This is a genomic window from Sphingobacterium endophyticum (genome assembly GCF_009733535.1).
GTDB lineage: Bacteria > Bacteroidota > Bacteroidia > Sphingobacteriales > Sphingobacteriaceae > Sphingobacterium > Sphingobacterium endophyticum.
Genome location: NZ_SMMI01000029.1, coordinates 1 through 21913 on the forward strand (window position 1 = coordinate 1; position 21913 = coordinate 21913).

Annotated in this window: 18 protein-coding genes and 2 tRNA genes; 11 read left to right on the forward strand and 9 right to left on the reverse strand. The window is 35.4% G+C overall.

Annotated elements, in window-relative coordinates:
• Positions 1–323: 323 nt before the first annotated feature.
• Positions 324–408: transfer RNA gene (locus E0Y80_RS19915), tRNA-Leu, on the reverse strand.
• Between the two features lie 5 nt (positions 409–413).
• A tRNA-Gly gene (locus E0Y80_RS19920) sits at positions 414–486 on the reverse strand.
• Between the two features lie 171 nt (positions 487–657).
• Here E0Y80_RS19920 and E0Y80_RS19925 point away from each other — a divergent pair.
• The 4 genes from E0Y80_RS19925 to trxA all read left to right on the forward strand — a co-directional run bounded on the left by E0Y80_RS19925 (position 658) and on the right by trxA (position 8512).
• A complete protein-coding gene (locus E0Y80_RS19925) occupies positions 658–2847 on the forward strand; it encodes a glucoamylase family protein (RefSeq protein ID WP_156309410.1) in 2190 nt (729 codons plus the stop codon).
• Between the two features lie 53 nt (positions 2848–2900).
• Positions 2901–3419 (forward strand): OmpA family protein, encoded by a 519-nt coding sequence (locus E0Y80_RS19930; RefSeq protein ID WP_156309411.1) that lies wholly within the window; start codon positions 2901–2903, stop codon positions 3417–3419.
• A 254-nt stretch (positions 3420–3673) separates the two neighbouring features.
• The gene (gene dnaE, locus E0Y80_RS19935) at positions 3674–8095 is read left to right on the forward strand and encodes a DNA polymerase III subunit alpha (protein ID WP_156309412.1); all 4422 of its coding nucleotides are present in this window, start codon (positions 3674–3676) and stop codon (positions 8093–8095) included.
• Positions 8096–8194: 99 nt separating this feature from the next.
• The gene (gene trxA, locus E0Y80_RS19940; protein WP_094256329.1) at positions 8195–8512 is read left to right on the forward strand and encodes a thioredoxin; all 318 of its coding nucleotides are present in this window, start codon (positions 8195–8197) and stop codon (positions 8510–8512) included.
• 167 nt (positions 8513–8679) lie between these two features.
• Here the strand turns inward: trxA and E0Y80_RS19945 are convergent, their stop codons facing one another.
• Together E0Y80_RS19945 and E0Y80_RS19950 are read right to left on the reverse strand one after the other, a co-directional pair.
• Positions 8680–10557, reverse strand: a complete 1878-nt coding sequence (locus E0Y80_RS19945) for a TonB-dependent receptor plug domain-containing protein (protein ID WP_156309413.1) — start codon at positions 10555–10557, stop codon at positions 8680–8682.
• A 50-nt stretch (positions 10558–10607) separates the two neighbouring features.
• Positions 10608–11543, reverse strand: a complete 936-nt coding sequence (locus tag E0Y80_RS19950) for a zinc dependent phospholipase C family protein (protein WP_156309414.1) — start codon at positions 11541–11543, stop codon at positions 10608–10610.
• Positions 11544–11656: 113 nt separating this feature from the next.
• On the opposite strand from E0Y80_RS19950, the gene E0Y80_RS19955 reads away from it, so the two are divergent.
• From E0Y80_RS19955 to fabF, 5 genes are all read left to right on the forward strand, one after another.
• Positions 11657–12646: a glycosyltransferase family protein gene (locus E0Y80_RS19955; protein ID WP_156309415.1), complete on the forward strand. Its 990-nt coding sequence runs from the start codon at positions 11657–11659 to the stop codon at positions 12644–12646.
• Positions 12646–13320, forward strand: coding sequence for a BamJ family beta-barrel-assembly machinery protein (locus E0Y80_RS19960; protein WP_156309416.1), 675 nt, complete (start codon positions 12646–12648; stop codon positions 13318–13320). The genes E0Y80_RS19955 and E0Y80_RS19960 overlap by 1 nt, the downstream gene beginning before the upstream one ends.
• Entirely contained in the window at positions 13304–14212 is a 909-nt protein-coding gene (locus E0Y80_RS19965; protein WP_197091695.1) for an aldo/keto reductase, read from the forward strand. The genes E0Y80_RS19960 and E0Y80_RS19965 overlap by 17 nt, the downstream gene beginning before the upstream one ends.
• A 390-nt stretch (positions 14213–14602) precedes the next feature.
• Entirely contained in the window at positions 14603–15157 is a 555-nt protein-coding gene (locus E0Y80_RS19970; protein WP_156309417.1) for a TetR/AcrR family transcriptional regulator, read from the forward strand.
• 1 nt (position 15158) lies between these two features.
• Positions 15159–16403 carry a beta-ketoacyl-ACP synthase II gene (fabF, locus tag E0Y80_RS19975; RefSeq protein ID WP_156309418.1) on the forward strand — a complete coding sequence of 415 codons (1245 nt, stop codon included), beginning with the start codon at positions 15159–15161 and terminating at the stop codon, positions 16401–16403.
• A gap of 52 nt (positions 16404–16455) precedes the next feature.
• Here the strand turns inward: fabF and kdsB are convergent, their stop codons facing one another.
• From kdsB to E0Y80_RS19995, 4 genes are all read right to left on the reverse strand, one after another.
• Complete coding sequence (gene kdsB, locus E0Y80_RS19980; protein WP_156309419.1) at positions 16456–17199, reverse strand: 3-deoxy-manno-octulosonate cytidylyltransferase; 744 nt, start codon at positions 17197–17199, stop codon at positions 16456–16458.
• A gap of 51 nt (positions 17200–17250) precedes the next feature.
• The gene (locus E0Y80_RS19985; protein WP_156309420.1) at positions 17251–17865 is read right to left on the reverse strand and encodes a deoxynucleoside kinase; all 615 of its coding nucleotides are present in this window, start codon (positions 17863–17865) and stop codon (positions 17251–17253) included.
• 3 nt (positions 17866–17868) lie between these two features.
• The gene (gene trpS, locus E0Y80_RS19990; RefSeq protein ID WP_156309421.1) at positions 17869–18867 is read right to left on the reverse strand and encodes a tryptophan--tRNA ligase; all 999 of its coding nucleotides are present in this window, start codon (positions 18865–18867) and stop codon (positions 17869–17871) included.
• A gap of 102 nt (positions 18868–18969) precedes the next feature.
• Positions 18970–19350: a hypothetical protein gene (locus E0Y80_RS19995; protein WP_156309422.1), complete on the reverse strand. Its 381-nt coding sequence runs from the start codon at positions 19348–19350 to the stop codon at positions 18970–18972.
• A gap of 141 nt (positions 19351–19491) precedes the next feature.
• Here E0Y80_RS19995 and E0Y80_RS20000 point away from each other — a divergent pair, with 141 nt between their 5' ends.
• Positions 19492–19887, forward strand: coding sequence for a hypothetical protein (locus tag E0Y80_RS20000; protein ID WP_156309423.1), 396 nt, complete (start codon positions 19492–19494; stop codon positions 19885–19887).
• A gap of 65 nt (positions 19888–19952) precedes the next feature.
• Positions 19953–20741: an SDR family oxidoreductase gene (locus E0Y80_RS20005; RefSeq protein WP_156309424.1), complete on the forward strand. Its 789-nt coding sequence runs from the start codon at positions 19953–19955 to the stop codon at positions 20739–20741.
• Between the two features lie 15 nt (positions 20742–20756).
• Here the strand turns inward: E0Y80_RS20005 and E0Y80_RS20010 are convergent, their stop codons facing one another.
• Positions 20757–21632: a PPK2 family polyphosphate kinase gene (locus E0Y80_RS20010; RefSeq protein WP_156309425.1), complete on the reverse strand. Its 876-nt coding sequence runs from the start codon at positions 21630–21632 to the stop codon at positions 20757–20759.
• Positions 21633–21913 lie beyond the last annotated feature (281 nt).

Sequence of the window (21913 nt, forward strand, 5' to 3'; positions counted from 1 at the left end):
TCTTTCAATGCAAAGATAAAGGCTTTCAGAAGCCAGTTTAGAGGTGTAGGTGACATCAATTTCTTCCTGTTCAGGTTAACCAAATTATTTGCTTAGTCCACAGGTTTTGAAACTGATCCTGTAATATTTATTGGAAATGAAAATGGATTTGATAAAAATCAGGATTATTTTCTTCGAAAATTAAAGAGTATTTATAATAGGGAAGGGGTGCTAATTTGAAGGTCAAAATCAATGAGGGAAAATGTCTGACCGCCAAAGGTCTGAATACTAAATACTCATTACTTAATACTAAAAAAGCTCGACACAAGTCGAGCTTTTTTCCGTACCTAGGGCGGGAATCGAACCCGCACTCCCTTAACGGGAACAGGATTTTAAGTCCTGCGTGTCTACCAGTTCCACCACCTAGGCAACTGAGCGAAAGACGAGATTCGAACTCGCGACCCCAACCTTGGCAAGGTTGTGCTCTACCAACTGAGCTACTTTCGCTTGACGTGCTGCAAATATAGATAGTTTTACCTTACCTGAAAAATATTAAATAAAGAAAAGTTGCAATGTCCTTGTAATGTGCGTAATAATTTTATCACGAAAGGATAAAATAGGGGGCAGGAATAGCTTTTAGCGTGATTTTTATCTATTTTCGTATTTCAAATCAAGTATATGCAACTTAGACTCTATACACTTCTACTATTTTTATGCTTTGCTCATCATGTAAAGTCTGAATCTTATCCCGAAGTGGTGTTTGATAACAGCTTGGTAAAAGGTTCTTATGCTCGTAGTGTGGTCAACTATTCCGGTGATAGTTGGGTTGAAAATGTTCAAAATAGCCTTTTAGTTTCCGATACACTATTTTTTACACCTGGAAATGCGCTTTCCCTGAAATATATTTCTTCTGAAAATGGAGATTGGGATGTACTCATAAAATACAGTCGTCAAAAGTTTCACTATCGTGTATCTATTGATGATATGTTAAGCCTCAAACTTTTTGTAGGTTCTGAAGGTACCAAACCTGAAAACTTACCTTCCATATCTATTCAGCAAGGTTCAAATCAATCAGTATCTATTCCTTTGAGTGATTATATCGAAGATTTCAATAATAGCAGTTGGATTAGCGTGAAGATTCCTGTTAAGGAATTTGCCGGACTTAATATAGATAATATTATCTCTGGTATTATGCTGCGTCAGCACCATTCTAGCAATTTAACTAACCAATTGTTCTTAGACCAAATTGAATTTCTTCCTGCTAAATATTCCGAAGCTCCATTGACCTCAAATGCTGTTCTTACAAAAGCAACCGCTTATGGTAAACATATTGACTTGCAATGGCAAGTTCCTTTAACTCCAAGTATTCGATATGTAAAAATTTATAGATCTGAAGACAATAAGGACTTTAAGGCCGTTGGAATCCGACCTACTTATATGCTGAGATGTTTGGATTATGTACCAATTCTAGATAAAAAGTACTTTTATAAAATTGCATGGGTAGATTATAATTACAGGGAATCCCCTTTTTCTGAAGTAGTAGAAGTTGAGCCAAAGAAATTGGATGAAAACCAATTGTTGGATATGATTCAATTGGCCAACGTAAATTACTTTGTTGAGAATTATGATATCAATTCAGGCATGTACATGCCTTTCAGGATGAAGGACAAAGCTCCGGTATCGGTTCGTGAAACTGGAGGCGCTATGATTAGCTTATTGATTGGGGTGGAAAAAGGATTCGTGAGCAAACCCATGTTTATGAGTAGGGTTAAAAGAATTGTTGGATTTTTAACAAAGGCACAGAATAATAAAGGATTTTTCCCCGCTTATTTTGATGGTCGTAAAGGGTTACCTATCTATCTTGACGACCAGCCTCGTTATGATATTATGGCAACTTCGTCCATGATGGAAGCTCTACTGATAATAAGGCAATATTTAAATACCGACGAGGCTGAAGAAAATAAATTAAGAGCTAATATTACCCAACTGTGGGAACGGTTAGATTGGAGAGGAGTAACATTGCCGAAAGATCCTCTAGTACTTAGGTCCGCTATCGATATGGTCGATGAGTATTTTACTTTTGATCCCCTGGTAGGAATTAATGGTGGAATGAACGCCTATATGTTAGCAATTGCATCCACAAAATCTAGCCTCGCTCCCGAAGCTTTTGCGAATGGAATTAAATTCAAATTTGAAAAGCCTAGAGAAAGAAATGCATTGCGCAGAATAAATGGAAATGTAGAAACAAATATTGCTGATTCAGTTCAAAATATTATTGAAGGCGATCAATTGTACTCATCCATTTCTGGAAAGGATTCTGTCTATAAAGTGCTTGCTACACATGATACTTTGATGTATGGTATAAATTTGCCTTTTGGAAATTATACAAGCAGCCTGTTAGATATGTATAGACCTTTTAATACCATCAACCCTTCCTTGACTAAAGTCGATGGTTATGATTTGAAGGATGTTCTGCAAAAGTACACGCAGGTCGCAAAACGTCGAGATAATGAAATCGGTGTTGGAAACTCAAATTCTGATATCTGGGGTTTTTATCAATATCGAGATTCAGTAGGTACTTTTCGAATCAATCCTGCTATTTCGGTTTCTTCAATGTTTCTGGATGAAGCTCGTGCTAAGAGATCCCTCTATGCCATGTATAATCAATATGGGGAATTTCTATTTACGGAATACGGCTTTAGAGCTTGGATGGATTTAAGAACAGATGATGTATCGGACGAGTATATTGCAACTAACCAGGCAAGTATGGCTATAATGCTTGAAAATGTTCGAACAGGCTTGATTTGGAAGTTATATCAAGATATTCCAGAAATTAAATCTGCCGAACAAAGAATCTTTAAGAAGTGACAAAATTATCTCTAATATCATTATATTTACAGAATCATAATTATATAAAAAATATGAAGCGAATCAACTATTTAACTTTAATCTTTTTAGCAAGTTTAACTCTTTTCTCATGTAAGCAACAGGCCCTTGTTGTAAACCCAGGTGCAGTTGTTTCTCAAGACGGAACGAATGATGGTCTTAAAAATGTAAAGAGGGAATTTGAAGATGCAAAACAGACCAATGAAGGAATTTTAGTATCTATATCTTCAGATTTATTATTCCCTACCAATTCGTCTTATTTAACAGAAGGTGCTAAAACAGAATTAAGTAAATTGGTGAAAGTTTTAAAAGGTACAAATGCTAATTCTAAAATTAGAGTTGATGGTCATACCGATGCAACGGGTACCCCAGAATATAATGTTTGGTTATCTGATAAGCGCGCAGCATCTGTAGAAAAATTCTTGGTTGATGCTGGAATTTCATCTGCAAGAATCTCAACAAAAGGTTTAGGACAGACTAAACCTATTGCAGATAACAAAACTCCAGAAGGTAGACAGAAAAATAGAAGAGTTGAAGTTGTTATTCTAAAATAACGATTTAACAAAATATCTTTGTAAAGAGGTAGTTTCTTGGAAACTGCCTCTTTTTTTTGGCTCTTGTAAAATTAAAAATTAATGCCTAGGTTGCCGTACCAATTACATTATGACGATAGTAAAACAGTCTTTATTTTTTAATTTCCTAGTTTAGATTTACTTAAATACGTTCGTATTTAAGTTCTCTGATTTTGGGGACTTTTTAGGATAATAATAAGTAATTTTGTTAGTTATTAGATTGAGGATTTAGAGCGATGTATATAATTTTTGATACGGAAACGACGGGTTTGCCTAAGCGATGGGATGCACCAATTACGGATACTGATAATTGGCCAAGATGTATCCAGATTGCTTGGCAATTGCATGATGAAATGGGACGATTAGTCGAACATCAAGATTATCTTATCAAACCTGATGGTTTCAATATTCCTTATGATTCTGAGAAAATTCACGGCATCTCAACTGAACTTGCAGTATCAGAGGGTATCCCATTAACGGATGTCCTTGTTAAGTTTAATGAGGTCTTATCGAAAGCCAAGTTTATTGTCGGTCAAAATATCGGCTTTGACATAAACATTATGGGTAGTGAATTCTACCGATATCAGGTAGATAGTCCAATGGCTAACATGCCAATTCTCGACACTTGTACGGAAGTTACTGCAGAATTATTAAAGCTTCCTGGCGGACGGGGTGGACGTTTTAAATTGCCTAACCTAACTGAATTACATAGTTACTTATTTGGAGTTCCTTTTGCTGAAGCCCATAATGCTACAGCCGACGTCGAAGCAACAACCCGTTGTTTCTTTGAATTGGTAAGAAAAGAAGTCTTTACTCCAAAAGATCTTCAGACTGATACGGGTTATTTTGTTGAGTTTAAACAGGAGAATCCAGAAGTTATTCAGTCTGTTGGATTAAAACATATAAACCTTAAAGCTGCTTCCGATGCCATAAGGCAAGCGGAAAGCATGGGGCAGAAAAAGGTTGTTATTGACTCTGATACTTTAGAGAAATTTAAAGTGGCTGAGTTTGCCCATCTCCATAATCATACTCAATTTTCAGTCCTCCAATCTACTATTTCCATCGATAACTTGATTCAAGCTGCTGCTAAACAAAAGATGTCTGCTGTTGCAATGACTGACCATGGAAATATGATGGGTGCCTTTCACTTTGTGAGCAAAACATTAGGCCATAATAAAGACGTGGAAGCGAAAATTAAGGAGGCCCAGGAAAATGGTGAAGAATATGATGGTCGGACTATAAAACCTATTGTAGGCTGTGAATTCTATGTCTGTGAAAATAGAAAGGATAAAAGTCGAAAGGATAATGGCTACCAGGTTGTGTTTCTTGCTAAAAATAAGAATGGTTACCACAACATGGCCAAAATGGCTTCTGTTGCCTATACTGAAGGATTTTATTATGTACCAAGAATTGATCGGGAAACGGTCGAAAAATATAAAGAAGATTTAATAGTACTTTCTGGAAACTTAAATGGAGAGGTTCCGAGTAAGGTTTTAAATATTGGTGAACTACAAGCTGAAGATGCGCTAATTTGGTGGAAAGACCAGTTTGGAGCCGATTTTTATATAGAGTTGATGCGTCATGGACAGGAAGATGAGAATCGTGTCAACGATTCATTAATTCAACTGGCCATTAAACATCAGGTAAAATTAATAGGAACAAACAATACCTATTATGTAAATAAATCTGATGCTCACGCTCATGACATCTTATTGTGTGTGAAGGACGGCGAAAAACTTTCTACCCCAAAAGGTAGAGGGAGAGGCTTTCGGTTTGGACTCCCAAATCAAGAATATTATTTCAAATCCGCTGAAGAGATGAAGCAGGTATTTTTTGATGTACCTGAAGCCATTATCAACATTCAGGAACTCCTAGATAAAATTGAAGTGTATTCTTTGAACAGGGATGTTCTACTTCCTAAGTTTGAAATTCCAGAGCAATTTCAATTTGCAGAGGATGATGAAGATGGTGGTAAACGAGGGGAAAATGCTTTCTTAAAACATCTGACTTATATTGGAGCGGAAAAACGTTATCCGGAAATCACGGATTCTATTCGGGAACGATTAGATTTCGAATTAGCTACCATTGAGAAAACGGGTTACCCGGGATACTTTTTAATTGTTCAAGATTTTATTGCTGCCGCTCGGGATATGGGCGTCTCTGTTGGTCCCGGCCGTGGTTCGGCAGCAGGTTCTGCTGTCGCATATTGTTTGGGAATTACGAATATAGACCCAATCTTATATGATCTCCTTTTTGAGCGTTTCTTGAATCCTGACCGTGTTTCCATGCCCGATATTGATATTGACTTCGATGATGAAGGCCGTGGTCGTGTCATGCAATACGTAATTGATAAATATGGGGCTTCCCAGGTAGCGCAGATAATTACTTATGGGACCATGGCTGCAAAATCCTCCATCAAGGATACTGCTAGGGTTTTAGATCTTCCGCTTTCTGATGCTAATGAGATTGCAAAGTTAATCCCTAATCTTAAGTTGAGTAAAATCTTCAATCTGGAGGATAAAGCCTTAAAAGAAGTATTAAGAAGCGAGGAACTAGAAGCTGTAAATCGATTGAAATCATTGGCTGATGGTGCAGGAATTGAAGCTGAAACTATTAAACAGGCTCGCGTGCTTGAAGGATCCATGAGAAATACCGGAATACATGCCTGTGGGGTAATCATTACACCTGATGATATCACCAATTTTGTTCCGGTTTCGCTCGCCAAAGATTCTGATTTATATGTCACCCAATTTGATAACTCAGTCGTTGAAAGTGCCGGTCTTTTAAAGATGGACTTCTTGGGACTGAAGACCTTAACTTTGATTAAGGATACGGTTACCAATGTGAAGTTGAGCCATGATATTGAATTGGACCCTGATAATTTCCCAATCGATGACTTAAAGACATATGAGCTTTTCCAAAGGGGAGAAACAGTAGGGGTGTTTCAATACGAATCACCTGGAATGCAAAAATACATGAAGGAATTAAAACCTACTGTTTTTGCCGATTTAATTGCCATGAACGCATTATATCGTCCAGGACCGATGGAATATATACCGAGTTTCGTAAAGCGTAAACATGGAATTGAGCCTATTACATATGACCTTGATGCTTGTGAGGAATATTTAAGTGAAACCTATGGAATTACGGTATATCAGGAGCAGGTAATGCTTCTGTCCCAGAAACTAGCTGGCTTCTCTAAAGGTGATGCCGATGTTCTTCGTAAGGCCATGGGTAAGAAGCAGAAAGCTGTACTGGATAAAATGAAACCAAAATTCATTGCCCAGGCTGAGGAAAAGGGCCATAATGCGAAAGTCTTGGAAAAGATCTGGACGGATTGGGAAGCCTTTGCATCTTATGCATTTAATAAATCGCACTCGACATGCTATGCATGGATTGCTTATCAAACTGCATATCTCAAAGCTCATTATCCCGCTGAATATATGGCCGCGGTTCTATCCAATAATATGAATGACATCAAGCAGGTGACGTTTTTTATGGAGGAATGCCGACGTATGGGATTAACCGTTTTGGGGCCAGATGTGAATGAATCCCACTATAAGTTTACGGTAAACGATGACGGGGCAATCCGCTTTGGAATGGGCGCTGTTAAAGGTGTAGGGGCAGGGGCAGTAGAAACAATTGTGTTAAGTAGAACGGATGGTCCATATAAATCAATATTTGACCTTGCAAAAAGAGTTGATCTTCGAATGATCAATAAAAAAGCTTTTGAGAGTCTGGCTTATGCCGGTGGTTTCGATTCATTTTCGGATACTCATCGTTCTCAATACTTCTTTTCCGATAATGACAGTAGTTCAGGTATCGAAAAAGCAATAAAATTCGCCCATAAATTCAAAGAAAATGAAAATTCCGCTCAGGTAAGTCTATTTGGTGCTGGTGGTGCTGTTGAATTACCTGAACCTACTTTAAATCCTTGCCCGGCATGGGGTCTTATTGAAAAATTAAAATATGAAAAGGATGTTATTGGGATTTATTTAACAAGCCATCCTCTGGATAATTACAAATTTGAAATCAAACATTTCTGCCCAAATAATGTATCTGATCTTCAAATGATCAACAAAGTTAAGGCTGCTGAAGTGGAACAAGAGGTATTGTTAGATTTCAATAGGATTAAAAATAAAGAGGTCGTCATTGGAGGTATTGTTCAATTAGCCAATCATCGGGTGGCAAAATCTGGAAAGCCATTTGGTTCATTTATAATCGAAGATTACTCGGATTCCTTCGAAATCATGGTGTTCGGAGAAGATTATGTAAAATTCAAAGGATATCTTCAAGAAGGATACTTTGTTCAGATCAGAGGATTGGTTCAAGAACGTTTTAAACAAATCGGGAATTGGGGATTTGAATTGAAAGGAATTCAATTGTTATCTGATTTAAGAGAGAAAATGGCAAAAAGCTTTACTATTCTGTTTCCTCTTCATGTCTTAGATCAGGAATTTATGCAAACATTGGAAGAATTGGTTGGCTGTACTCAATTGGACGGACAGGAAGCAAACTGCCAACTGAAATTTATGATTATGGATGTTCAAGATGAATTGTCCATTGAAATGCCTGTAAAAAGGAAAAAGATAAATATTACCAATGAATTCTTGGACGGATTAGAGGCCTTGGAAAGCGTACGATATAAATTAAATTGATAGGTTATAAAAAAAATAATAACTTGAATTAAATAGCATATTTGGGCTATTGCGTATATTTGTATATATTAAATTGTAAAACATAAAAACATAATCAAAATGGCATTAGAAATTACAGATGGCAACTTTGATGAAGTTGTATTAAAATCAGATAAACCAGTACTTATTGACTTTTGGGCAGAATGGTGTGGCCCTTGTCGTATGGTAGGTCCTTTGGTTGATGAAATTGCAACGGAATACGAAGGTAAAGCGGTAGTAGGAAAAGTTAATGTTGATAACAATCCTGATATTTCAGTTCGTTATGGAATTCGTAATATTCCTGCATTGTTATTCTTCAAAAACGGTGAAATTGTTGACAAACAAATCGGTGCCGTTCCAAAATCAGTATTAACTGAGAAGTTAGAGAAACAATTATAAAAAAACTAAAAATCCCGAATCTTAATTCGGGATTTTTAGTTTTTAGTATTAAGTAGTGAGTATTTAGTATTTAGAGTATGGCGGATAGGGATGTTCGCTATTTTAGTATTAAGTAGTGAGTATTTAGTATTTAGAGTATGGCGGATAGGGATGTTCGCTATTTTAGTTTAGTAGTGAGTATTTAGATTTAGTTTCATCCCTAGGGTTGCCCAACGGCTTGGCATTGGAACTGCACCAACTTCAATATAATTAGCATCGAAAATATTCTGCATATCTGCATAGACTGTATACTTTTTGTTTTGATATGATATTCTGGCATCTGAAACGAAATAGGAATTAGATGATGCTCTTTGTAGGAATCGATTAGCTGTTGTAATAGTCCAATTTGAACATTGGAAAGTTATTATTCCTTGTACCTGATGCTTTAAACTTTCTATACCATATTTAATAAATGAATCTTTATATTCATTTATAATAGAGGGGTTTAAATAGGTGTATGAGAAGTTGAAATTTAAGTTTTTATTCGCTGAAATTTTGTGATTATATAAGCTGTTCGCAAATATTCCATGTGTTTTATTATTACCTAAGTTTTGTGCTTGATACGGTTCGTCGTTACTCGTTCTAATCCAATCAATAAAGTTATGAATGTCCCGATAAAAATAGCCTGTCTTAAAGGTAAATCCAGCACGGTTATAAGAGGTGCTGATTTCATTTTGCCAAGCATTTTCACTTTTTAAATTGGGGTTGCCAATGTTTCCAGGGCGTTGATTTAAGAATAAATCTGTAAATGTTGGAATTCGTTGACTGCTTCCGCTGCTCGCAGAAATTTTGAAGTTTTCATTAATCAAATAGCTTATGTCTAATCCTGGGAAAACCTGCCAGTCGTAATCCGTATTATAATTTAAATATGCTCCCAAATTAAAAATGAAATCCTTAAAATAAGTCGATCTGAATTCTGTAAAGAATCCTAGATTATTTCTACTATGTTCACCAATATTTGAACTGTTAATCTTTTCATACCTTGATTCAAGTCCTAATCCTAAATCCCCATATTTAGACTGTCTGTAAGCGTGTAATTCACCTGAAAGGCTATGTGTGTAATGCTGACTTCTTCCTTTGCTTAAATCATTCTTAAAATACCGATAATCATCTTCATTATAACGATAATTGATTCTTGGATTAATATACCAACTTTCAGAAATTTGGTGATGTGAAGAGATGCTGGAAAGGAAGGTTTCAACGATTTCCTTTGAGTTCTTGTCGCCAGGTGCAGCATAGTATCCGTTTGCACCAAATTCATTATGGATATAACCTGCCATCATTTGAAGTTTATGATCTTCATTCAAAACAATGCTGTTCTGATAGAACAATTTTTCATTATCACTCCCGGTATTATATCGCTGCCCATTACTATGTTCTTTACTGCCGTAAAGTTGGTGCTGATGTTTCTTATTATAGTAGGTTCCTCCCAGTTGAAGCCCTGTCCCATAATATATACCGTCTTGATCGGTTTCTTCAACTTTTTTAAATGAACTCCCTGCATAGAGATGTCCATAAACAGAATTATTCTCAACCTGTTTCGTTACGATATTGATTGCTCCAGTTAGTGCATTGATACCATACATACGGGAGGCAGGTCCTCTTAAAATTTCAATCCTTTCTATGGACTCCATTGGAATTGGAATATTTAGCATATGGTGACCTGTCTGAGGATCACTCAATTTAACTCCATTTAACAATAATAGCGTTTGGTCAAAGCTACCACCGTCAACCCCAATATCAGCTTGAGTTCCAAAGGGTCCTCGTTGTCTGATATCTAATCCAGCCACATACCTTAAAACTTCATTTATACTTGTACTAGGAAGTGCTTTTAAGTCCTTTTTTGTTAATACCTGAATGTTTCTGCTGTGTTGATTAAAAGGGATTTGAAACCTATTCTCTTGAATAATGACCTCATTTATTTTGGTTGTATCTGAGCTGATATCTTGGGCAATTAATAAACTTGGAAAACAGCAAATAAAGAGTAATAATTTCTTGGACTTCATTTTAATTAAATTTCCACCAAAATTAATTAAAATTTTAATTGAAAGACTACCTAATGCCATTCTTCTCGTCCAAAAAACTTGGAATCTTTCTGAATGGCTAAAGAGTCGATTTCAACGGGTATGAACTTGGATTTCAAGTCAGGTTGTCCTGCGTCAACCCATGCGCTGAACCAGAGAGATCCTATTGCGTAAATAGACTTTTTCATTCGTCGCTTAACCATATTGTTTAATCGATTGTGATAGCTGCTGATATAGAAATCTGAATAGTTAGTTTGAATTTGTTGTCCTCGAAGGATATATGAACGATGCAACAAAATTGGGGTTTCTTGTGAAAGTTCCTTTTCAATCCCCAATACAGAATCCAATAAGGCATGACTTTCTTTAACGGTGTCCCAAGCAAATTTCAATAAATCATCAACGTATTCAGCTTTTCCTACATATAATTTATAGCCTTTGTAAAACTTCTCAGGAATCCTAGTTTCCCACAATGCATGAATGCCTATTTGATTTGTAAATTGCCCATTGTAATTGCTTGTTGTATGCAATGGCACATGGGCATCTGCTGTGTAATGACCTAAATCTGCAGATAATTTGATAATTCGTGGAATATCTTTTTTGTAAAATGCATTGACCAACTTTTTATAGGTGGATTCAATATGCCAAGGAACTATTCCTCGACTTAGTATATATTGCTCATCATATCGTTTTTTTACTTTATACCATGGTATTTCTATCGAATCTGTTTCTTCAAATCTATCGAGGTCTATAAAATGCCTCGGTGATTCAGCCGGATCTATATAAACGCGTTTATCTGCATTCACTGCAAATTCTTTTATACTGTACTCATGTTTCTTGTAGAAATAACTTAAGTCAGGAGGAAGGGTATAGATTGCATGCTGATTGATTAGTTTATGTGGAAAAAATCCCCAAGAACAGAACAAAACAAAAGCGGAAAGAAAGCATAAAATGATTAAGCAACGTTTCATGTTGGTTAATAGTGGTTTATCGAAATTTAATAATTTTTAGTTAAAGAATCTAGAATTTTATCGAAACATATTAACTGAAATTTGTTACTTTGTTGAAGTCAAATTCGGAATCGATGAAAATTTTATATGCTGTTCAAGGTACTGGAAATGGGCATTTATGTAGGGCTATAGATATCATTCCTTGTCTACAAGAATATGGACAGGTAGATGTGTTAATCAGCGGGATTCAGGCTGATATTGAATTACCTTTCGACGTAAAGTACAGATACCATGGTTTGAGTTTTATCTTTGGCAAATCTGGTGGGGTGGATCTATGGAAAACATTTATGAGTTCCACAGTAAGAAAGTTTGTGAAAGAAGTAAACTCCGTTCCAGTAGAAGAATATGATTTAATCATTAATGATTTTGAACCAATTTCTGCATGGGGATGTTATTTTAAAGAAAAGAGCTGTATTGGTTTAAGTCATCAAATCGGTGCGTTTGATCCTTCTAGTCCTAAGCCAGAAGAGTCCGATATGCTTGGAAAATTTATCATAAAGAATTATGCGCCCTCCAATATTTCTTATGGATTCCATTTTAAATCCTATGCATCCCATATTTTTACACCGGTTATTCGTCAATCAGTTAGACAGCTTGACCCAAAGGATTTAGGACATTATACTGTATATTTACCTTCGTATGATGATGCTCATCTTCTAAAACATCTATCAAGGTTTCCAGACGTTAAATGGGAAGTGTTTTCAAAGCATAATAAAAAACCTTTTAGAATGAAAAATGTATCGATAAATCCTATCAATAGTGATGCATTTGTACAGAGCATGGCTGAATCATCTGGTGTCCTATGCGGAGCAGGATTTGAAACTCCTGCTGAAGCTCTTTATCTTGGTAAAAAGCTATTGGTTATACCAATGAAAAATCAATATGAGCAACATCTAAATGCTGCTTCATTGGAAGAGATTGGTGTTCCTGTAATTAAAAGTTTAAAGAAAAAGTCAGAATTAGAAATAGAATCTTGGTTAAATGCCAAATCAATAGTCAATGTAGATTATCAAGATTGCACCGCTGAGATCGTCGATAAAATAGTAAAAAATCATAAACCATAATGAAATACATAATAGGAATCTTTTTTTGTTTAGCACTAACTTCAAACAGTCAAGCACAAGCATTGTCCAATGCCAACGACTCGTTATCATATGCTTTAGGGCAGGACTTAGGATCGTATATCAAAAGAATGGATTTACCTTTGAATAAGGCTAAATTATTACAAGCTATTGGGGATGTGTTAGAAAATAAGGAGCCTGTTTTTAAAGATGAAGAGCGTGAAAGCATAATTCGTACTGGCTTACAAAAAATTCAGGATGAAAAAAATGCTGGATTGAAGAAGGCTGCCCAAGATTTCCTTGACAAGAATAAAACTAAGGCTGGAGTTAAGGTTACTGCAGAAGGTGTACAATATGAGGTTCTTAATGAAGGAACGGGATTAAAAGCAACTTTAAATGATACGGTAACGGTACATTATATCGGTAAGGTCTATACTGGTGAAACGTTCGACAATAGTTATGAAAGAGGAGAACCTTTGGATTTAGACCTTAATTCAGTTATTGAAGGTTGGAAAATCGGAGTTCTTTTAATGAACAAAGGCTCAAAATATAGATTCTATATTCCTTATACGTTGGGTTATGGTGAACGTGGTAGTGGGCCAATTCCTCCATACAGCACCTTAATTTTTGAGGTCGAATTATTGGATATTAAATCTCCAAATGAAAATGCAATATAATAAGATAGGCAAATCTGATCTTTTAGTATCTCAAATTGGGCTGGGTGCCATGTCTTTGGTTCAAGGTCAGGATGATACGAATTCTTACATCATAAAACATGCTAAAGAGTTGGGTATAAATTATTTAGACACCTCTGATTTGTATGATAAAGGTAAGAATGAAAAATTGATCGGAAAGCTTATCTCTTCTGATAGAGATCAATGGATTTTAGCATCAAAAGTAGGAAACCGTTGGAAAGAAGATGGCTCCGGTTGGGATTGGGTACCTAGTAAGGCATACATTTTAAAGGCTGTTGAAGATTCTTTAAAAAGGTTAAATTCAGATTATATTGATCTTTACCAATTACACGGTGGTACCATCGAAGATCCTTTTGATGAAATCGTTGATGCATTTGAGCAATTAGTTCAGCAAGGAAAAATCAGATATTATGGTATTTCTTCTATAAGGCCTAATGTATTTATCAATTATGCCGAGAATAGCAATATAGTTTCTAATATGATGCAATACAGCATATTTGACCGAAGACCGGAGGAATATTTTCCTAGGTTAGAGAAAAATGGAATTTCAGTATTGGCCAGAGGAACTGTGGCCCAAGGTCTTTTGCTTAAAAAAGCTGCTCAAAAATACTTAACCTATTCCGTTCGCGAAGTATTGGAAATACAGAATGAAATCAATTCCATTGCGAAGGAGCTAGACCTATCAAGTGTCTCCTTAGCCATTAAATATCCATTATTACATGATCCAGTGGTATGCAGCGTTATTGGAATCCGTACAAAGGAACAAATCAATTCATTGGGTTTGGCAATTGAAGATTTAACAAAAATCGACTTAAATACATTTAAAGAATTAATAAATAAAATGCCAGAAATTCATTATTCAGATAATAGGTAAAGTAAGGATATTATAATATTCAAAAGATTAAAAAAGGGATTATCAAAAAAGATAATCCCTTTTTTATGCTTCAAAATATGGATATAAAATTAAATGAATGGATTTGTTAAACAAGAATCAGAATTCAGGTTTCACTTTGGTTTTGGTCGTGTTTTGGTCGTGAATGGTCCGCACCTTAGCAGGAAATTGTCCACAGCTCGTCCGCTCACAAGCGGACGAGGTCCTGATTATGTCATAATGAGCTGCGGATTAGTCTCGACCAAAACCCGACTAAAACCTGACTCAAACTAGACTTAAATAGCGTAAAGCTTAATTGAGGATTGAAAATTTTATTGGAAAATATTTAATAAAAAATTTGCCTATCTACTAGTAGGTATATATCTTTGTATTATGAATACACGTGATAAAATTATCCAATTAGGTGATAACCTTATCCGGGAAAGAGGTTATAATGCGTTTAGTTTCAGTGATATTTCTAAGGAGCTTTCGATAAAAAATGCTTCCATTCACTATTACTTTCCAACAAAGTCTGCTTTGGTTATTTCCATAATTCGGAAACATATCATACAGTTGGAGAAATTCAAAACCAATATTATTCAAGAGGAACCTATTAAAAAAATCACTAAATTTTTAACGGTTTACAGTTTTGCAAGACGGGGAGGTAAGATTAGTATTTTAGGGGCATTGTCTCACGATTATAATTCATTTTCTGAAGAAGTTCAATCCGAGTTGAAAATCCTGACCGATGATACGATTACCTGGCTAACAGAAACATTAAATTTAGGAAAGATAAGAGGTGATTTTGGATTTATGGAGGATACTAGAATTAAGGCGATGCTATTAATTACTAATATTTTAGGTGCAGAACAATTATCTAGAATAACCTATAATCATGATTTTGAAGAAATAAAGGATTCTATAATTAATAATTTAAGAAATTTTTAAAATGAGAAGAGTTGTTGTTACAGGATTAGGAGCTTTGACCCCGATTGGGAATAATGTCAATGACTTTTGGAATTCAGTTAAAGAAGGAAAATCTGGTGCCGTAAACATTAGTCGTTTCGATACCAGTAATTTTAAAACAAAATTTGCTTGTGAAGTTCAAGGATTTAATCCTTTAGATACTATTGAAAAAGGAGATTTACGTAAATACGATTTATATACTCAATATGCATTACATGCAGTTGATGAGGCTGTAAAGCATAGTAATATTGATTTTGAAACTTTGAACCGGAATAGGATAGGAGTAATTTGGGGATCGGGTAATGGAGGTATTGAAACCTTTCAAGAACAGGTTTCTGAGTTTGCAACAGGCAATGGAATTCCACGTTTTAATCCCTATTTTATTCCCAAGATGATATTGGATATAGCATCAGGAGTGATTTCTATCAAGTATGGTTTAAGAGGAGTGAATTTTGCTACGGTTTCGGCTTGTGCAACTTCAAATACATCTATAATCGATGCTTTTAACCATATTAAATGGAATAAAGCAGATATGATCATAACCGGTGGTTCTGAGGCTGCAATTACGACCAGTTCAGTAGGAGGCTTTAATGCTGCCAGAGCATTGTCAACAAGAAATGATGATCCCAAAGGTGCTTCTAGACCATTTGATGTAAGCAGAGATGGATTTGTGATGGGAGAGGGAGCAGGCGCGATTATTTTGGAGGAGCTAGAGCATGCAAAGAAGAGAGGTGCGAACATTATTGCTGAAATTGTAGGTGGAGGCATGGCAGCGGATGCATACCATTTAACAGGGACTCATCCTGAAGGTGAAGGTGCTTATTTAGGAATGCTTGCTGCATTGGAGGAGGCTAACATCAGCCCAGATGAGGTTAACTATATCAATGCCCATGCAACATCAACTCCTTTAGGTGACGTTAGTGAATTAAAGGCAATTGAAAGAGCATTTGGAGAGCGCAAAGATTTATATGTTAGTGGGTCGAAATCAATGTTCGGACATTTGTTGGGAGCAGCTGGGGCAGTAGAATCCATTATCTGTATTAAATCAGTCAGTGAGGATGTTGTTCCGGCTACGATTAATACAGAAGTGATTGAGCCAAGCTTTGTAGACAAATTTAACTTCCCACTAGGTCAAAGTATTCCAGCGAAAGTTAATTATGCAATGAATAATACGTTTGGATTTGGCGGTCATATAGCGACTAGCCTTTTCAAAAAATATGAAGGATAATTAAATTTATTTATAAAAGAGAAAGGGTCTTGAAAAATTCAAGACCCTTTTTTTACTTTCTAAAATATTTATTGAGAATAATTTCTAAATCTTCGGGTGTATCGATTGCATCATTGATATGATTGGAACTTGCAGTTTGGATTTTATATCCATAATCCAACCAGCGAAGTTGTTCCAGGGATTCCGTAGATTCTAAAACTGAAAGGGGTAATTTAGCAATCTCTTTCAAGGTTTCGACTTTATAGCCATATATTCCAATATGATTATAATATGGTCCATTTGCCAACCAATCATGAATATTCTTACCTCTAAAATACGGGATAGGTTGTCTGGAGAAATAAAGAGCTTCTCCTTTTTTATTCAAAACGACTTTGGGTTTATTGTGGTTTTCTAGATCCGCAATTTCAGTAATCGGTCTTACTAACGTTGCGATTTGAGCATCTGGATTTTCAAAGCAGGAGACTAAAAGATCAATTTGTTGGGGGTCAATAAAAGGTTCGTCCCCCTGAATATTGATTGCAATATCAAAACAAGAAATACTATTGATCACTTCCGCACAACGATCTGTACCAGATTGATGATCTTTTTGGGTCATAACAACATTTCCTGCAAAACTTTTTACATGGTCGAAGATCCTTTGGTCATCCGTTGCTACCACGACCTCACTTAAAGATGAGGCGTGATTAACTTGATTATAAACACGTTGTATCATGGTTAGACCAGCAATATCTATAAGAGGTTTTCCTGGGAATCTAGTCGAGTCATAACGTGCAGGTATTATTCCGATAACTTTCATGTAATAAAAATAAAAAAAAGCCGATTAATATCGGCTTTTTATATGTTTTGATTAAAATAGTCCGAATAATTCGGCTTCAATTTTTTGAATGATCTTTCCAAGATCTTCTTGATTGTTTGCAAAGTCCAAATTGTCTTTGTCCAAAATCAAGAGTTTACCTTCCGTATAATTATTGATCCATTTTTCATATTTGTCATTCAACTTGGATAAATAGTCTAGGCGAATTCCGGACTCGTAGTCACGGCCTCTTTTTTGGATGTTATTGACCAATGTAGGAACCGAAGCACGTAGATAAATCAATAAATCTGGAGGTTTAATGTAATCGACAATACTTTGGAAAATGTCAGAATAGTTTTCAAAGTCACGGGCACTCATCAGACCCATATCATATAAGTTTTCTGCGAAGATATACGCATCTTCATAGATTGTCCTGTCCTGAATCATATTGATATCGCTTTTTTGCAGATTTACAATATGGCGGAACCTAGAATTCAGGAAGAAAATTTGAAGGTTGAAAGCCCAACGTTTCATGTCACTATAGAAATCTTCTAAGTAAGGGTTGTTTTCAACGGCTTCGAACTGTGGTTCGAAGTTTAAGTGTTTAGCTAGTAATTCAGTTAATGTTGTTTTACCGGCACCTATATTTCCAACGATCGCTATATGCATAATTTAGTACAATTTTTTTAAACCGATGATTTCACGAACTTCTCGCATTGTTTTTTGAGCGCTAGCTTGAGCCTTTTCAGCACCAAGTTTAAGGACCTTGGCAATGTAAGCATCGTCTTGGCTAATTTCATTAATTCTTGAACGAACGTCGCTAGTTGCGATGATCATATCTTCTGCCAGTTGCTTTTTGAAATCACCATAACGGATTTCAGCTTTGTTGTATAAATCATCAAAATGCTGAACAGTATCCTTAGAAGAAACAACATTCATTAAATCAAAAAGATTCTGAACGGCTTCTGGTTTTTCTTGGTTTTGTTCGGTAGGGCCAGCATCAGTTACAGCACGCATGATTTTTTTACGTACAGCCTCTTCGGTATCCGAAAGGTAGATACAATCCGCATCACCATTTGATTTCCCCATTTTTCCTTGGCCAGAAAGTCCAGGGATTTTAATTAATTTATCTGAATAGGTGAATGCAAAAGATTCTTTAAAATAATCAACCTCATAAAGTCTATTGAACCTATTTCCAAAAGTTCTGGTCATTTCCAGGTGTTGCTCTTGATCTTTTCCTACAGGTACTTTTGTTGCATGGTGAATCAAAATATCACAAGCCATCAATACCGGGTAAGTCAATAATCCTGCATTTACATTATTGGGATTCGACCTAACTTTATCTTTAAATGCAGTTGATCTTTCCAATTCTCCTAAATAAGCATTCATGTTCATATACAGATATAGTTCAGCCACCTCAGGCACATCTGATTGAACGTATATAGTTGATTTTTCTGGGTCTAGGCCAGAAGCAAGATATTCTACAACCACATTTCGGACAGTGTCCTTTAAACCATGAGGAGTAGGGTGAGTAGTTAATGAGTGTAAATCTGCGATAAAAAAGAAGCAATTATATTCGTCCTGCATTTTGACGAAATTTTTTAATGCTCCATAGTAATTTCCAAGATGTAATTTTCCGGTACTTCTGATACCACTAACAACGGTTTCCATATAACTGCGAAGTTACACAAAAAACAGGAAAATAGTAACAGTATAAAACGACGATAATCTATGTTGATTTTAAGGAAAATTACCTTAGAAAATGAGCTTATTTTAATAGATATGCGGGTTTTCTAAAAGATCTGTGACATAACCAAGGACCTCTGCTTCTTGGGCACCATCTTCCAACATGGAAAAAGTAAGGTATGCAGCATAAATTTCGCAGCTGAAGGTTACATGTTTATCGGATACGATGGTATCGATAATGCCTTCACGTACATCAATTCCTAAATGATCCAATTCATTATGTAAGTTGGTTGCTATGCTATCATGATCTTCTCCAGAAGCAAATCCAACAATAATATGAAGGATTAGTTTATCATACATTTCTGGGTTCATGTTTCTGAATTTATTGGAATACAATTCAGAATCAAAACGACTTTTCGCACTTGAGACGATTTTGTCCCAAATTAGGTACTCAGTTTTAGTTTGCATAATGGAAGTTTATAAATTGTTAACGTAAATATAATCAATTATCCTCTTTATTACAACGGTCATTTTATTTAAATAAGTATGAATTTATCAAACAAAATAGGGTTTGAAAAGGTTTTTAGGATAGTTTAAACAAAACTTACGATGATGAATTCAGAAGAAAATAAAAAGAAAAACCAATTAAATGATGATGATCAAGGACCAAAGGATCCTAAGGATTTAGCATATGATGCTGATGATGCATCTTATGAGTTTGATGTTAATGATAATGATCCTGATTGGGATCATCCATCAGATTATGATTCAGTGAGTGAAGGTGCAGCGGATGATGATTCTACCTATGATTCATCCAATCCGTATGTAGGTGATGAATATGCTTCATTGGAAGAATTGAAAGAAGAAGGTCTTGAAGATAACAATATGCACATTGAAGGGGACGGAATTGTCAAAGTTTCCAAGTTAGATGAAGAACTATCACATGACGAGGAGGATGACCGGGATGATTTGGATGAAGAAGGTTATCCAAAATATGAGGGCTAAATTAATTTATTCTTATTGAAGAATTAATCTTGATATATCTATATTAGGCCATCCAAATTTTTGATATGCAAATTGATTTAACGGGTAAGAGAGCCCTTGTAGGAGGTGCTAGCTCAGGAATAGGCAAAGCGATTGCCATAGAACTGGCTTCATGTGGAGCAGAAGTATTCTTAATGGCTAGAAATGAAGAGAAATTACAAGCTGTTTTGAATGAATTATCTATTAGTGCAGGACAAAAGCACGGTATTTTGGTTTCTGATTTTATGAATTTTGAAGTTCATAAATCTAATCTCAAGAAATTCTTCGATGTTCAAATGATAGATATTCTTGTTAATAATACCAATGGACCATCAGCAGGGACAGTATTAAATAAATCGGTTTCGGATTATCAGGAAGCATTTGATTTGTTGTTCAAAAATGCTGTCTATGCAACGAGTCTTGCGTTGAATTCAATGCGGGCTTCTGGTTTTGGCCGTGTTATCAATGTTTCATCTTTAACAGTAAAAGAGCCTCAGGATGCTTTGGTGCTATCCAATACGATGCGTGTTGCCTTAGTTAGTTGGAGCAAATCCATGTCAAAAGCTGTAGCCGCAGATGGTATCACGGTTAATTCAATTTTAACAGGGTATTTTGCAACGGATAGGCTTTATGATCTGATGAATAATCAGGCTAAGAATGAAGGTCTTTCTATAGAAGAAATTGAAAAGCGGAGGATAAATTCCATTCCGGTTAAGCGGTTGGGTAAGCCTGAAGAATATGGGTATTTGGCTGCTTTTTTAGCTTCGCCTTATGCTTCATTTTTAACAGGAGCCTCTATTCCATTAGATGGGGGACTTTCTGACGTTTTATTTTAAAGATACAATTGGAAGCTATTCCGCTTCCAATTGTTCTTTATATTTCCTTTTATGTTCTTCAATCTCAATTGGCATTTCTGGATATTTGATATCCTTATATTCAGAAAGAATCTCATAGATTATTTTAGCCACTAAAAATCTACTTATAGGTTTAGAATCAGAGGGGATAACATACCAAGGGGCATTCTTTTTTGATGTATTTTGGATAGCTTCTTCATAACATTCCATATACTTATCCCACAAGGCTCTCTCTTTAAGATCTCCGGGAGAGAATTTCCAGTTTTTTTCTTCTTCTTCCAATCTACTCAATAACCTTTCTTTCTGTTCCTCTTTGCTCACATTCAGAAAAAATTTAAGGACGATCATTCCATTTTGGGTAAGTCGTTTTTCGAAGTTATTGATTTGTTCGAATCTGATGTCCCAGAAATCCGTTGGCAAATTTTTAGGATCTGTAATATGTGGGATCCTTTCATTTAAAAGGTATTCAGGATGAACTCGAGTTACCAGAACATTTTCATAGTGAGTACGATTAAACACGGTGAATTTTCCTTTTTCAGGTAATTTAATTTCGTGCCTCCATAGGTAGTCATGTTGAAGTTCGATTTCAGTTGGAGTTTTGAAACTTTCTACAACGACTCCACGCACATTCATTTCCTTAAATACCTCTCTAATCAATGAGTCTTTTCCGGAAGTGTCCATTCCTTGAAGGCATATTAGAACACTATATCGGTCGTCAGCATACATTTTATCTTGTAAAGCCGCAATTTTTTTCCTCAATTCTTTGAGTTCAAGTTTTGCCTCATCTTTACTGATTTCATCTTTTATATTAGTAGGGTGTTCAATTAATTTAAAGTTGCTTTTTGCTGCAAGTTTCTTTGAATAGCTTCCCATAGATTTTATTTTTTAACCCAATTTACTAAATAATTGTTTATTCAGGATTCAAATAATGATTTGTTCTCGTTGTTATTCGGTTATAAACTGAATTTATGAATTAGATGTCAATTAAATCTTCTCTTTTATTATTTATTTCAGTGATAATTCATAATATCACTCATTTTAATGATAAATTGAATTATCACTTATTTTAATGATAAATTAGATTATCACTCATTTTAATGATAAATTAGATTATCACTCATTTTAATGATAAATTGAATTATCACTTATTTTAA